Consider the following 13,810-nt stretch of genomic DNA (forward strand, 5'->3'; position numbering starts at 1 on the left):
GGCGCAAGCTGAAACCGTAACCTATTGATTATAAAGGTTTATGGCGCGCCCATGAACGCATTAAGAACCGCGGTGTAATGCTGTTCGAGTGTGGTGCGGCTAGAGTCCATGCGGCTTCCAGTGATGTTCGGATGACAATGTACCTGCTGCCTGGTGACCGGCTGGCGCTTACCACGAGGTGGTCGAGCATCCGGGGCCGGCATCGAGGTTCAAGCGGGCGGCAATTGTAATCCGCTCGCGGCGATTTACCGAGCGTAATTCGCCGCGCCGGGTGCCATTGGCCTTATTGAGCCGCGTGGGCAGCCAGGCAGGTATCGAGCATGCGGTTGGAGAAGCCCCACTCGTTGTCGTACCAGGCCAGCACCTTGACCAGGCGGCCGTTGACCTTGGTGTGGTTGGCATCGAAGATCGACGACAGCGGGTTGTGATTGAAGTCACACGACACCAGTGGCAGCGTGTTGTAGCCCAGCACCTGGGATTGCTCTGCGGCCGCGCGCAGCAGGGCGTTGACCTCCTCGACGCTGGTGTCGCGCTGCACCTGGATGGTCAGGTCGACCAGCGAGACGTTGATCACCGGTACGCGCACCGCCATGCCGGTCAGTCGGCCCGCCAGTTCCGGCAACACCAGGCCGACCGCTTCGGCGGCGCCGGTCTTGGTGGGAATCATCGACTGGGTCGCCGAGCGCGCGCGAAACGGGTCGCTGTGGTAGACGTCCGAGAGGTTCTGGTCGTTGGTGTAGGCATGGATGGTGGTCATCAGGCCGCTCTCGATGCCGAGCTCGCGCTGCAGTACCTGGGCGACCGGCGCCAGGCAGTTGGTGGTGCAGGAGGCGTTGGAGATGATCTGGTGGCTGGCACGCAGGCTGTCGTGGTTGACGCCGTACACGATGGTAGCGTCGGCGCCTTTGGCCGGGGCGGAGATGATCACCTTGCGGGCACCGGCACCGAGGTGCGCTGCGGCCTTGTCGCGTTCGGTGAACAACCCGGTGCACTCGAACACCACGTCGATATCGAGATCCTTCCAGGGCAGGTCGGCCGGGTTGCGCAGGGCGCTGACGGCAATGCGGTCACCATCGATGACCAGGTTCTGCCCGTCGACCTCGACGGACGCATCGAAAATGCCGTGTACGCTGTCATATTTGAGAAGGTGCGCATTGATGGCGCTGTCACCCAGGTCGTTGATCGCGACGACTTGCAGGTTTTCGCGGTAGTTCTGGGTATAGAGTGCACGAAGCACGTTACGGCCGATGCGGCCGAAACCATTGATGGCGATTCGCAGTGTCATGAGCGCTGATCCTTATATGTTGTTTTAAAAACAAGATTATTCTCATGAAAGTAGAAATCAAGCGTTTTAGCTGTCAGTATTTTGATAAAAATACAATTCGAATTGCTACCTGTAGCCTGGAGTCGACACCATGCATCCCCGCATTCTCGAGGTAACCGACCGCCTGATCGCCCGCAGCCGTGCGACCCGCGAACGTTACCTGGCGCAGATGGCCGCCGCCGATAGCGAAGGCCCACACCGCGGTGCACTGCAGTGCGCCAACTTTGCCCACGGCGTTGCCGGCTGTGGCTCCCCTGAAGACAAGCAGCGTCTGCGGCTGATGAACGAGGCCAACGTCGGCATCGTCACGGCCTACAACGACATGCTTTCGGCGCACCAGCCGTACGAGCACTATCCCGAACTGATCAAGCAGGCGCTGCGCGCTGTCGGCTCCGTCGGGCAGGTCGCCGGCGGGGTGCCGGCAATGTGCGACGGCGTGACCCAGGGCGAGCCGGGCATGGAACTGAGCCTGGCCAGCCGTGAAGTGATCGCCATGTCCACTGCCGTGGCGCTGTCGCACAACATGTTCGATGCGGCGATGCTGCTGGGCATCTGCGACAAGATCGTCCCGGGGCTGATGATCGGCGCGCTGCGTTTCGGCCACCTGCCGATGATCTTCGTGCCGGGCGGGCCAATGCCCTCGGGCATTCCCAACAAGGAAAAAGCCGAGGTCCGCCAGCTCTACGCCGAAGGCAAGGCGACCCGCGAGCAGTTGCTGGAATCGGAGATGAAGTCCTACCACAGCCCCGGCACCTGCACCTTCTACGGCACCGCCAACACCAACCAGGTGGTCATGGAAATCATGGGCTTGCACCTGCCGGGCTCCTCCTTCGTCAACCCCTACACGCCGCTGCGGGATGCGTTGACCGCCGAGGCCGCACACCAGGTGGTGCGCCTGACCCGCCAGGGCGGCGAATACACGCCGCTGTGCCGGATCATCGACGAGAAGGCCATCGTCAATTCGGTGGTCGCGCTCAATGCCACCGGCGGTTCGACCAACCATACCCTGCACATTCCAGCCTTTGCCCGTGCTGCCGGTATCCAGCTGACCTGGCAGGACATGGCCGATCTGTCTGCCGTGACGCCGACGCTGGCCAAGGTCTACCCCAATGGCCAGGCTGACGTGAACCACTTCCATGCCTGCGGTGGCGTGCCGTTCATGGTGCGCACGCTGCTCGAGGCCGGGCTGCTGCACGAGGACGTCTACACCGTTGCCGGGCACGGCCTGTCCCGCTACACCCAAGAGCCGATTCTCGATGACGGTCGCCTGGTATGGCGTGAGGGCCCTGAGCAGAGCCTGGACCGCAACATCCTGCGCGGCGTGCCCGAAGCGTTCTCGCCCGAGGGCGGGCTGCGCGTGCTGCAGGGCAATCTCGGCAATGGCGTCGCCAAGGTCTCGGCCGTTGCGCCGGAGCACCAGGTCGTCGAGGCACCTGCGCGTGTCTTCGAAACCCAGAGCGACCTGGCCGAGGCCTTCAAGGCCGGCGAGCTGGAGCGCGATTTTGTTGCCGTGGTGCGTTTCCAGGGGCCCAAGGCCAATGGCATGCCGGAACTGCACAAGCTCACGCCGTACCTGGGCATCCTGCAGGATCGCGGCTTCAAGGTGGCACTGGTCACCGACGGGCGCATGTCCGGTGCCTCGGGCAAGGTGCCGGCGGCCATTCACGTCAGCCCGGAGGCCTGGGACGGCGGGCCATTGGCGCGGGTGCGCGACGGTGACGTGATTCGCGTGGACGGCAAAGAGGGGCGCCTGCAAATCCTCGTCGACGAGATCGAGTGGGCGGCCCGCGATTGCGCGCCGCGGCCGCAAGGCACCGGCATCGGCTGTGGTCGCGAGCTGTTCGCCTTCATGCGCGCGGCCTTCAGCCCGGCGGAAGAGGGCGCCAGTGCCTTCACCGCCGAACTGGACTCGCTGCGATGAGCCTGGCGCTGGTCGGCGACATCGGCGGCACAAACGCACGTTTCGCCCTGTGGCGCGACGAGCGCCTGGAGTCGGTACGGGTGTCGGCCACGGCGGATCACGCCACCGTCGAGCAGGCCATCCAGGCCTACATGGAAACCGAGGGTCTGGCGCTGGGCGAGGTCGAGACTATCTGCCTGGCCTGTGCCGGCCCGGTGGAAGTCGACCCCTTTCGCTTCACCAACAACCCCTGGCGCATCAGCCGTGCGGCTTTCTGTGCCGAGCTGCAGGTGCGCGAGCTGCTGCTGATCAACGATTTCTCGGCCATGGCCCTGGGCATGACCCGGCTGCGTGAGGATGAGTACATCAGCGTGTGCCCCGGCACCGCGCAGCCAGGGCGCCCCAGCGTGGTGATCGGCGCCGGCACGGGCTTGGGTGTCGGTACGTTGCTGTCGCTGCCCGATGGCAATTGGCACGCGCTACCCGGTGAGGGCGGGCACGTCGACCTACCCGTCGGCAGCGCGCGCGAGGCGCAGATCTGGCAAGCCTTGCACCGACAGCTCGGGCACGTCAGTGCCGAGGCGGGCGCGCTCAGCGGCAACGGGCTGCTGGCGCTCTACCGAGCCACGTGCGTGGTGGATGGCCAGCCGGCCTCGCTGCAGAGCGCGGCCCAGGTCACGCGCGCTGCGCTGGAAGGCGAGCCGCTGGCGGTCAATGTGCTGGAGCTGTTCTGCTGCCTGCTCGGCCGTGTTGCCGGCAACAACGTGCTGACGCTCGGCGCGCGCGGCGGTGTGTACATCGCCGGCGGTATGGTGCCGCGTTTCGCCGACTTCTTCCTGGCCAGTGGCTTCGCCCGTAGCCTGCGCGACAAGGGCTGCATGAGCGATTATTTCGATGACCTGCCAGTCTGGCTGGTCACCGCCGACTACCCGGGCCTGGTGGGCGCGGGGGTTGCGGCCCAACAGCAACTGTTACGGAGCTAGCACCCGGTTCGTTTGTCCAAGCATCGCTGATAACAACAACAAGGATTATCGATGTGAGCCCTACTGGAAAATCCATCCTGCTGGTCGATGACGACCAGGATATTCGTGAGCTGCTGCAAACCTACCTCGGCCGCGCCGGCCTGCAGGTGCGTACCGTGGCCGATGGCGCCGGCTTTCGCCAGGCGCTGTGCGAAGGGGGCGCGGACCTGGTGATCCTCGATGTGATGCTGCCCGACGAGGATGGCTTCAGCCTGTGCCGCTGGACCCGCGGCCATCAGCGTTTCGCCCAGGTGCCGATCATCATGCTGACGGCCAGCTCCGACGAGACCGATCGGGTGATCGGCCTGGAGCTGGGCGCCGACGACTACCTCGGCAAGCCGTTCAGCCCTCGCGAGCTGCTGGCGCGCATCAAGGCGCTGCTGCGCCGTGTGCATTTCTCCCAGGAACGCGGCGCCGACGTGCTGGCCTTCGATGAATGGCGCCTGGACATGGTCAGCCATCGGCTGTTCCACCTCGATGGCGAAGAGGTGCTGCTGTCCGGCGCCGACTTCGCGTTGCTCAAGCTGTTTCTCGATCACCCACAGCAGATTCTCGACCGCGACACCATTGGCAACGCCACCCGCGGCCGCGAGATGATGCCCCTCGAACGCATCGTCGACATGGCCGTCAGCCGCCTGCGCCAGCGGCTGCGCGACACCGGCAAGCCGCCGCGGCTGATCCGCACCGTGCGCGGCAGTGGCTACCAACTGGCGGCGGCCGTTACCGCCCAGGCCGGCAATGCGCGTTGACTGGCGTCGGCTGCTGCCGATTCCACGCTCGTTGCTGGGCCGCATGCTGCTGCTGACGCTGCTCTCGGTACTGGTCGCCCAGGCGCTGTCCAGTGCCATCTGGCTGTCGCAGCTGCGCGCCACGCAGCTCGAAGGGCTGGTAACCACGGCGCGCAGCCTGGCCCATTCGATGTCGGCCAGCGTGCGTTACTTCCGCTCACTGCCGGTCGCCTACCGGCCGCTGGTACTCGACCAGTTGCGCAGCATGGGCGGCACGCGTTTCGTGGTCAGCCTCAATGACCGGCCGCTGGTCATGCACCTGCTGCCGAGCACCCCGCGCAAGCAGGCGGTCACCGACGCAGTGAGCGAAGTGCTGCGGGCGTCGCTGGGCAACAGCGCGGACATCTCCGTGACGTTCGTCAGCCCGGACGACCTGCGCATTTTCAACGGTGGCCTGAAACTCGACGAGCTGCCGCGTTCCTGGGCGCATTACGCGCTGACCCTGGAGCCGGTCAATCCGCCGGTGCTGGTCACCCAGATTCAGCTGGCGCCGGGCGAGTGGCTGTACATCGCCTCGCTGTTGCCCGAACCTTACACCAGCCTCGAAGAGCCGATTCTGCCAACCCAGCAGCTGTGGTTCATCCTGCTCAGCAGCGGATTTCTGCTGCTGTTCATTGGCATTCTGGTGCACTGGCAGAGTCGCCCGCTCAAGCGCCTGGCGCGCGCCGCGCGGCACATGTCGCTGGGCGCCGATGTGCAGCCGGTGCTCGAAGGCGGGGGCCGTGAGGTGGTCGAGGTCGGCCGGGCGTTCAACGCCATGCGCGAGCGCATCAGTCGTTACCTGACCGAGCGCGCCCAGCTGTTCAGCGCCATCTCCCACGACCTGCGCACGCCGATCACCCGGCTGCGCCTGCGCGTCGAACTGCTCGACGACGAAGTGCTACAAACCAAGTTCGGCCGCGATCTGGACGAGCTGGAACTGCTGGTCAAGGGCGCGTTGCAGTGCGTGAAGGACACCGACATCCACGAGAACATCGAGCCGGTGGACCTCAATCATCTGTTGCACTGCCTGGTCGAACCCTACCTGGCGCCGGGCGGCAATGGCCGGGTGACGCTGCATGGCCAGGCCAGTGCCGCCTACCTGGGCAAGCCCCTGGCGCTGCGCCGCTGCATCGGCAACCTGATCGACAACGCGCTCAAGTACGGGCACAAGGCGCACCTGCACGTCGAGGACGACGGCGGCGACTACGTACTGCACGTCGACGACGAAGGGCCCGGGGTGCCCGAGCAGCGCCTGGAGCAGGTGTTCGAGCCGCATTTTCGTCTCGCCGGGCAACAGCAGGGGTATGGCCTGGGGCTGGGCATCGCCCGCAACATCGCCCATAGCCATGGCGGCGAGGTGAGCTTGCAGAATTTGCGCGAGGGCGGCTTGCGAGTGACGCTACAACTGCCACGTTCGCCGGATTGAATGTCACCAGGCGGTGACAAAGCGACCAGCCTTCGTTACCTGGGCAAGACGCAGCTACCGGTAGACTCTTTAACGATTTGTGGGCGGATGCGCCACTGATGCTGGCAATTGGCTTTTGTAGCCTGGGTTAGCCGAAGGCGTAACCCGGGCGGCTGCAGTTCCCGGGTATCGCCGCGCTCAACCCAGGCTACGGCTAGTTGGCCCCATCGTTCGCATGGAATAACAACAATGAAAACACCTGCATTGCCCTCCTATAGCTGGCTGGTGCAACCGGCTCACCAGGCCTGGCTGAATGCTGAAGGCATGCGCCTGTTGCCGTTCGCCGCCGCTTCTTGTGTCGAGCAGGGCTTCGCTGCTCTGGACTCCACTGGTCGTCTGCCGGCGGGCGCCAGCGCCGAGCTGATTCACACTACCCGGATGACCCACTGTTTTGCCCTGGCGTACATCCAGGGCGTGCCCGGCTATGTCCATCTGGTCGACCACGGCATCGCTGCGTTGCAGGGCGCCTTGCGTGACGCACAGGCTGGCGGCTGGTTCGCCGATGCCAGTCGCAGGGGCGACAAGTCTGCCTACCTGCATGCCTTCGTGGCCCTGGCCGCCAGCTCCGCGCAGGCTGCCGGCAGGCCGGGCGCCGAGGCGCTGCTGGCCGAGGCGATCGCCATGCTCGAGCGACATTTCTGGAGCGAGGAGGAGGGCGCGTTGCGTGAGAGCTTCAGCGCCGACTGGTCGCAGGAAGAGGCCTATCGCGGCGCCAACAGCAACATGCACGGTACCGAGGCGTTTCTGGCCCTGGCCGATGTCACCGGCGACAGTCTCTGGTTGCAACGCGCGCTGCGAATTGTCGAGCGCCTGATCCACGGGCATGCCGCCTCACGCGGCTACGTGGTGGTCGAGCATTTCGATAGGCACTGGCAGGCCCTGCCCGACTACAACACCGAGCAGCGCGCCGATCCCTTCCGGCCTTACGGCAGCACGCCGGGCCACAGTTTCGAGTGGGCGCGCCTGTTGTTGCACCTCGAGGCGGCGTTGATCCGCGCCGGGCTCGGCGCGCCAGACTGGTTGCTGGAGGATGCTCGCGGGCTGTTCGCCAGCGCCTGCCGCGATGCCTGGCAGGCCGACGGCAAGCCGGGGCTGGTCTACAGCCTCGACTGGCTTGGCCAACCGGTGGTGAGGGCACGCCTGCACTGGGTGCAGGCCGAGGCCAGTGCGGCGGCGGCGGCACTGTTGCGGCGGACCGGCGAGCCGGTTTACGAGCAGTGGTACCGACGTTTCTGGGAGTTCACCGCCAGTCATTTCATCGATCTGCAACGGGGCAGCTGGCACCATGAACTGGACCCGGACAATCGGCCCGCCGCCAGCGTCTGGCCGGGCAAGCCGGACCTCTATCACGCCTACCAGGCTGTGTTACTGCCGCGCCTGGCGCTGGCGCCGAGCCTGGCTACGGCGCTGGCCGTGATGTAACGGGGTGGTGACATTCGCGCATCCCTTCGTTACCTGGCAGCCTGCGATCCCTGATTACACTCCCTGCAACGCAAGCACCACGACTTGCTTCTAACAACAAGAAAGGTACTTCGATGAACACGATCACCCGTCTTGCCACTGCCGTTTCCCTTGCCTCGCTGTTCCCCCTCACTGCCCTGGCAGCCGACTCCAAAGGTACGGTCGAAGTCGTGCACTGGTGGACGTCTGGCGGCGAGGCGGCGGCCGTAAAGGTTCTGCGTGAGCTGGTCGAAAAAGACGGCTACACCTGGAAAGACAGCGCTGTGGCTGGTGGCGCAGGTTCCGCCGCGATGACCGTACTGAAGACCCGAGTGGTCTCCGGCAACCCGCCCGGCGCTGCGCAGATCAAGGGCCCGGACCTGCAGGAGTGGGGCGCGCTGGACCTGCTCGCCCCGCTGGACGACGTCGCCAAGGCCAATAACTGGGACGGGCTGCTCTCCAAGACCGTGTCCAACACCATGAAGTACGACGGCCATTACGTCGCCGTGCCGGTGAACATCCACCGCGTCAACTGGCTGTGGATCAACCCGCAGGTGTTCAAGAAGGCCGGTATCGACAAGGCGCCGACCACCCTCGACGAACTCTACGCAGCTGGTGACAAGCTCAAGGCCGCCGGCTTCGTACCCCTGGCCCACGGTGGCCAGCCGTGGCAGGACAGCACCGTGTTCGAAGGGCTGGTGCTGGCCATCATGGGCGCCGAGGGCTACCACAAGGCCTTCGTCGAGAACGACGAGGCGACCCTCACCAGCCCGCAGATGACCGAAGTGTTCACCGCCCTGAAGAAGCTCTCCAGCTACATGGACGACAACCGTGCCGGGCGTGACTGGAACCTGGCTACCGCCGAGGTCATCGACGGCAAGGCCGGCATGCAGATCATGGGTGACTGGGCGAAGAGCGAGTGGACCGCCGCCGGCAAGGTGGCCGGCAAGGACTACCAGTGCGTGCCGATGCCGGGCACCGCCGGCAGCTACACCTACAACATCGACTCGATGGCCATGTTCAAGCTCAAGAACGAAGGCGACATCGCCGCCCAGCACGCGCTGGCGCGCATCGCTCTGGAGCCCGAGTTCCAGTACGTGTTCAACGAGAACAAGGGGTCGATCCCGGTACGCTCGGATCTGGACATGAACAAGTTCGACAGCTGCGCCCAGGCGTCCATGAAGGATTTCCAGGAGGCCGACAAGAACGGCAAGCTGGAGCCGAGCATGGCCCACAGCATGGCCACCAACCTGGCGGTGCAGGGGGCGATCTTCGACGTGGTGACCAACTTCATGAGCGAGAAGAACGCCGACCCGAGCAAGGCCGGCGCGCAGATCTACGCGGCTATCAAGTCCGCACAGTAGCGCTGTAGCGGGCCGTCGCTGGCGGCCCGCGCACTTTCCCCAATCCCTCTGCGATGGGCAATTTGCCCCTCGTGGGCGGCGTTCGCCCTGAAATTCATCTCCACACTGGTAATACCGATGAGTGTCACGACGGTAATCGGCAAGGCCTCACCCTTCGACGCGCTGCTACGCTGGCTGCCCAAGCTGGTGCTGGCGCCGAGCATGCTGGTGGTGCTGGTCGGCTTCTATGGCTACATCCTCTGGACGCTGGTGCTGTCATTCACCAATTCCAGTTTCATGCCCAGCTACAAGTGGGTCGGCTTGCAGCAGTACGTGCGGCTGATGGACAACGACCGCTGGTGGGTGGCCAGCAAGAACCTGATGGTGTTCGGCGGCATGTTCATCGGCATCAGCCTGGTCATTGGCGTGCTGCTGGCGGTGCTGCTGGATCAGCGCATCCGCCGCGAAGGCTTTATCCGCACCGTCTACCTGTACCCCATGGCGCTGTCGATGATCGTCACCGGTACCGCCTGGAAATGGCTGCTCAACCCCGGCCTGGGTCTCGACAAGATGCTGCGCGACTGGGGCTGGGAAGGTTTCCGGCTGGACTGGCTGGTGGATCAGGACCGGGTCGTCTACTGCCTGGTGATCGCTGCCGTGTGGCAGGCCTCGGGCTTCGTCATGGCGTTGTTCCTCGCCGGGCTGCGCAGCGTCGACCAGTCGATCATCCGCGCCGCCCAGGTCGACGGCGCGAGCCTGCCGACCATCTACCTGCGCATCGTGTTGCCGAGCCTGCGGCCGGTGTTCTTCAGTGCGGTGATGATCCTCGCGCATATCGCAATCAAGAGCTTCGACCTGGTCGCGGCGATGACCGCTGGCGGCCCCGGTTACTCCTCCGATCTGCCGGCGATGTTCATGTACAACTTCACCTTCAGCCGCGGCCAGATGGGCATCGGCTCGGCCAGCGCGATGATGATGCTCGGCGCGATCCTGGCGATTCTGGTGCCCTATCTCTACTCGGAATTGCGGGGCAAACGCCATGACTAGAGCCTTCAGCCCAAGCCGTGTGGCGATCTACGCCACCCTGCTGTTCGCCGCGGCGCTGTATCTGGTGCCGCTGATCGTGATGCTGCTGACCAGCTTCAAGACCCCCGAGGACGTGCGTGCCGGCAACCTGCTTTCGTGGCCTGAAGCGTTCACTTTGATCGGCTGGGTCAAGGCCTGGGACGTGGTCGGCGGTTACTTCTGGAACTCGGTGAAGATCGCCGTGCCCGCGGTGCTGATTTCCACCGCGGTCGGCGCCCTGAATGGTTACGTACTGTCGATGTGGCGCTTTCGTGGTTCGCAGCTGTTCTTCGGGCTGCTGCTGTTCGGCTGCTTCCTGCCGTTCCAGACGGTGTTGCTGCCAGCCTCGTTCACCCTCGGCAAGTTCGGCCTGGCCAATACCACCACGGGCCTGGTGCTGATCCACGTGGTCTACGGCATCGCCTTCACCACGCTGTTCTTTCGCAACTACTACGTCAGCGTGCCGGATGCCCTGGTCATGGCGGCGCGCCTCGACGGCGCCGGCTTCTTCACCATCTTCGGACGCATCCTGCTGCCCATGTCGCTGCCGATCATCATGGTCTGCCTGATCTGGCAGTTCACCCAGATCTGGAACGATTTCCTGTTCGGCGTGGTGTTCGCCAGTGGTGATTCGCAGCCAATCACCGTGGCCCTCAACAACCTGGTGAATACCAGCACCGGGGCCAAGGAATACAACGTGGACATGGCCGCGGCGATGATCGCCGGGCTACCGACCCTGCTGGTGTACATCGTGGCGGGCAAATATTTTCTGCGTGGCCTCACGGCCGGCGCGGTGAAGGGTTGAAAGCTACTGCGCTCGGTCATGCGGCGTTGGATTCAGGTTCGGAAAGCTCATTTAGCGGCCTAAGCTCCGCTTCCTCACCTGACTCCGCCTTGCCTGACCTTCGCTCGCGACGCTTTCAAAATGGAGAGAAGTACATGGCAACGCTCGAACTGCGCAACGTCAACAAGTCCTATGGCAGCGGCCTGGCGGACACGCTCAAAAGCATCGACCTGAAGATTGATGCGGGTGAGTTCCTGATTCTGGTCGGCCCCTCGGGCTGCGGTAAGTCCACCCTGATGAACTGCATTGCCGGGCTAGAGAGCATCAGCAACGGCGCGATCCTGGTCGACGATACCGACATCAGCGGCATGAGCCCCAAGGATCGCGACATCGCCATGGTGTTCCAGTCCTACGCGCTGTACCCGACCATGAGCGTGCGCGACAACATCGCCTTCGGCCTGAAGATGCGCAAGATGGCCCCGGCAGCCATCGACGAGGAGGTCGCACGGGTCGCCAAGCTGCTGCAGATCGAGCACCTGCTCAAACGCAAGCCGGGCCAGCTGTCCGGCGGCCAGCAGCAGCGCGTGGCCATGGGCCGGGCGCTGGCGCGGCGGCCGAAGATCTACCTGTTCGATGAGCCGCTGTCCAACCTCGACGCCAAGCTGCGGGTGGAGATGCGCACCGAAATCAAGCTGATGCACCAGCGCCTGAAGACCACCACGGTGTACGTCACCCATGACCAGATCGAGGCCATGACCCTGGGCGACAAGGTGGCGGTGATGAAGGAGGGCGTGATCCAGCAGTTCGGCACGCCGCAGGCCATCTACAACGACCCTGCCAATCTGTTCGTGGCCAGCTTCATCGGCTCGCCGCCGATGAACTTCGTCCCCGTGCAGTTGCAGCGCCGCGCGGGCCAGGTATGGGCGACGCTGAGTTCGTCGAGCGGCAGCTGCGAGTTGCCGCTCGGCCAACTGCCCGAAGGCGCCGAGCAGCGCACGCTCGTGCTCGGTATCCGCCCCGAACAGATCCAGCCGGCCAGCGCACCCGGCCAGGCCGCCTCGCTGTCTGCGGTGGTCGAGGTCACCGAGCCCACCGGGCCGGACACCCTGGTATTCGTCAGCGTCAATGACAGCAAGCTGTGCTGTCGCCTGGCGCCGGATCAGGCGCCAGGCATCGGCCAGAGCGTCGAGCTGACCATCGATGCCGCGCGCGCGCTGCTGTTCGACGCCGCCACGGGCGAGCGTGTGCGGCCGCTGGCGGTAGTGGCGCAGCCCAGTAACGTCACCTCGTTGAAGAATCGTTGAAGGAGTCGGCTTCGCAGTCCTGACGCCGGCATTGCAGAGCGGTAACAACAATAAAAACAGCAGGAGAGGATATGAAACGATCAACGGGTATCGGTCTGGCCATCGCGCTGGGCTCCCTGACGCTGCCGGTCACGGGAATGGCGCTGGAGTTTACGGGCTACGTGCGCAGCGGCGCCGGTACGGCTGATGGCAACGGCCGGCAGTCGTGCTTCCAACTGCCAGGGGCGCGGTCCAAGTATCGACTGGGTAACGAATGCGAACACTACGCCGAGCTGGATCTGCGCCAGGATCTGTTCTCGCTCGACGACGGTTCGGTGCTGAGCATCGAGGGCATGGCGCAGCTGTTCAACGAGTATGGACATACGCCCAAGTTCACCGGCGACCGCGGCACCGCCCGGATGAATCAGATGTATGCCGAGTGGAGCAACATGCCGGCGCTCAATGGCGGTTCGTTGTGGGCGGGGCGCCGTTTCTACAAACGTAACGACATCCATATCTCCGACTTCTACTACTGGAACCAGAGCGCTACCGGTTTCGGTATCGACGAGATGAAGATCGGCGATTACAAGTACAGCTACGTGTTCTCGCGCAAGGACAGCTACGACCAGAAGGAATACATCAACCGCCACGACTTCAACGTTGGCGGCTTCGTGACCAACCCGGGCGGCGAGTTCGAGGTGGGCGTCAGCTACGTCGACAAGCCATCTTCCGTTGAAGATGCGAACAGCGGCTGGGCGGTGACCGGGCAGCACGTGCAGAAGAACTTCCTCGGTCTGGGTGGCGACAACAAGTTTGCCCTGCAATATGGCGAAGGGCCTGGGACCGGCCTTGGCTACACCGGTGACCCGACCCTGGATCGCAGTGCCAAGAGCTGGCGCGTGGTCGAGTTCTTCGACTTCCAGATGACGCCGCGTCTGGGTGGCCAGGTGCAGGCCGTTTACCAGAAAGACAAGCGTGATGACGGCCAGGACCAGGACTGGTGGTCGGTAGGCGGACGCACCAGCTATGCCTTCACGCAGCAGTTCAAGCTGGTTGGCGAGATCGGCCACGATCAGGTGGACGCCAGTGGCGGCACCCGCAAACTGAGCAAATTCACCGTTGCGCCCACGTGGTCGCCGAACGGTCCTGGCTTCTTCGAACGCCCGGAAATTCGCCTGTATTACACCTACGCCACGTGGAACAAGGCGGCTCAGGAAGCGGCGAACCTGCTGGCTGAAGGTTCGGCGCTGTCCGACACCGGCGCCTTTGGCAGCGCCCGCAATGGCTCCAACTTCGGCGTGCAGGTGGAGTACTGGTGGAAGTGATGGCAGGTGTGCCGTTTCGTAGGGTGGGTTAGCGGCGCCATTGGCAGAGCTGGCGCTGACCGCGGTAATGGCGCGCCGCGTAACCCACC

11 protein-coding genes are annotated in these 13,810 nt (G+C 64.4%); 10 read left to right on the forward strand and 1 reads right to left on the reverse strand.

Annotated features, from left to right (window positions below; translation table 11 throughout):
• Positions 1-283 precede the first annotated feature (283 nt).
• Positions 284-1,285 carry a type I glyceraldehyde-3-phosphate dehydrogenase gene (gene gap, locus ACZ0AV_RS01415; protein ID WP_499149389.1) on the reverse strand — a complete coding sequence of 334 codons (1,002 nt, stop codon included), beginning with the start codon at positions 1,283-1,285 and terminating at the stop codon, positions 284-286.
• Positions 1,286-1,415: 130 nt separating this feature from the next.
• On the opposite strand from gap, the gene edd reads away from it, so the two are divergent.
• The 10 genes from edd (at position 1,416) to ACZ0AV_RS01465 (ending at position 13,721) form a co-directional block, all read left to right on the forward strand.
• Entirely contained in the window at positions 1,416-3,245 is a 1,830-nt protein-coding gene (gene edd, locus ACZ0AV_RS01420; RefSeq protein WP_499149390.1) for a phosphogluconate dehydratase, read from the forward strand.
• Positions 3,242-4,207: a glucokinase gene (locus ACZ0AV_RS01425; protein WP_499149391.1), complete on the forward strand. Its 966-nt coding sequence runs from the start codon at positions 3,242-3,244 to the stop codon at positions 4,205-4,207. The genes edd and ACZ0AV_RS01425 overlap by 4 nt, the downstream gene beginning before the upstream one ends.
• A 53-nt stretch (positions 4,208-4,260) precedes the next feature.
• Entirely contained in the window at positions 4,261-4,995 is a 735-nt protein-coding gene (locus ACZ0AV_RS01430) for a response regulator (protein WP_499149392.1), read from the forward strand.
• A complete protein-coding gene (locus ACZ0AV_RS01435; RefSeq protein ID WP_499149393.1) occupies positions 4,985-6,442 on the forward strand; it encodes an ATP-binding protein in 1,458 nt (485 codons plus the stop codon). The genes ACZ0AV_RS01430 and ACZ0AV_RS01435 overlap by 11 nt, the downstream gene beginning before the upstream one ends.
• A 228-nt stretch (positions 6,443-6,670) precedes the next feature.
• A complete protein-coding gene (locus ACZ0AV_RS01440) occupies positions 6,671-7,903 on the forward strand; it encodes a D-mannose isomerase (RefSeq protein ID WP_499149394.1) in 1,233 nt (410 codons plus the stop codon).
• 113 nt (positions 7,904-8,016) lie between these two features.
• Positions 8,017-9,285: an ABC transporter substrate-binding protein gene (locus ACZ0AV_RS01445; protein ID WP_499149395.1), complete on the forward strand. Its 1,269-nt coding sequence runs from the start codon at positions 8,017-8,019 to the stop codon at positions 9,283-9,285.
• 117 nt (positions 9,286-9,402) lie between these two features.
• Positions 9,403-10,311, forward strand: a complete 909-nt coding sequence (locus tag ACZ0AV_RS01450; protein ID WP_499149396.1) for a carbohydrate ABC transporter permease — start codon at positions 9,403-9,405, stop codon at positions 10,309-10,311.
• Positions 10,304-11,134 carry a carbohydrate ABC transporter permease gene (locus ACZ0AV_RS01455; protein ID WP_499149397.1) on the forward strand — a complete coding sequence of 277 codons (831 nt, stop codon included), beginning with the start codon at positions 10,304-10,306 and terminating at the stop codon, positions 11,132-11,134. The genes ACZ0AV_RS01450 and ACZ0AV_RS01455 overlap by 8 nt, the downstream gene beginning before the upstream one ends.
• 134 nt (positions 11,135-11,268) lie before the next feature.
• Positions 11,269-12,417: an ABC transporter ATP-binding protein gene (locus ACZ0AV_RS01460; RefSeq protein ID WP_499149398.1), complete on the forward strand. Its 1,149-nt coding sequence runs from the start codon at positions 11,269-11,271 to the stop codon at positions 12,415-12,417.
• A 71-nt stretch (positions 12,418-12,488) separates the two neighbouring features.
• Positions 12,489-13,721, forward strand: a complete 1,233-nt coding sequence (locus ACZ0AV_RS01465; RefSeq protein WP_499149399.1) for a maltoporin — start codon at positions 12,489-12,491, stop codon at positions 13,719-13,721.
• Positions 13,722-13,810: the final 89 nt, after the last annotated feature.

The organism is Pseudomonas sp. AC532 (assembly GCF_979258965.1).

Excerpts from the sequence above, each read along its gene's own strand:
- ACZ0AV_RS01450 (WP_499149396.1), top strand. The coding sequence starts at position 9,403 with ATGAGTGTCACGACGGTAATCGGCAAGGCCTCACCCTTCGACGCGCTG.
- gap (WP_499149389.1), bottom strand. The coding sequence starts at position 1,285 with ATGACACTGCGAATCGCCATCAATGGTTTCGGCCGCATCGGCCGTAAC.
- ACZ0AV_RS01460 (WP_499149398.1), top strand. The coding sequence starts at position 11,269 with ATGGCAACGCTCGAACTGCGCAACGTCAACAAGTCCTATGGCAGCGGC.
- ACZ0AV_RS01465 (WP_499149399.1), top strand. The coding sequence starts at position 12,489 with ATGAAACGATCAACGGGTATCGGTCTGGCCATCGCGCTGGGCTCCCTG.
- ACZ0AV_RS01455 (WP_499149397.1), top strand. The coding sequence starts at position 10,304 with ATGACTAGAGCCTTCAGCCCAAGCCGTGTGGCGATCTACGCCACCCTG.
- ACZ0AV_RS01445 (WP_499149395.1), top strand. The coding sequence starts at position 8,017 with ATGAACACGATCACCCGTCTTGCCACTGCCGTTTCCCTTGCCTCGCTG.
- ACZ0AV_RS01435 (WP_499149393.1), top strand. The coding sequence starts at position 4,985 with ATGCGCGTTGACTGGCGTCGGCTGCTGCCGATTCCACGCTCGTTGCTG.
- ACZ0AV_RS01440 (WP_499149394.1), top strand. The coding sequence starts at position 6,671 with ATGAAAACACCTGCATTGCCCTCCTATAGCTGGCTGGTGCAACCGGCT.
- ACZ0AV_RS01425 (WP_499149391.1), top strand. The coding sequence starts at position 3,242 with ATGAGCCTGGCGCTGGTCGGCGACATCGGCGGCACAAACGCACGTTTC.
- edd (WP_499149390.1), top strand. The coding sequence starts at position 1,416 with ATGCATCCCCGCATTCTCGAGGTAACCGACCGCCTGATCGCCCGCAGC.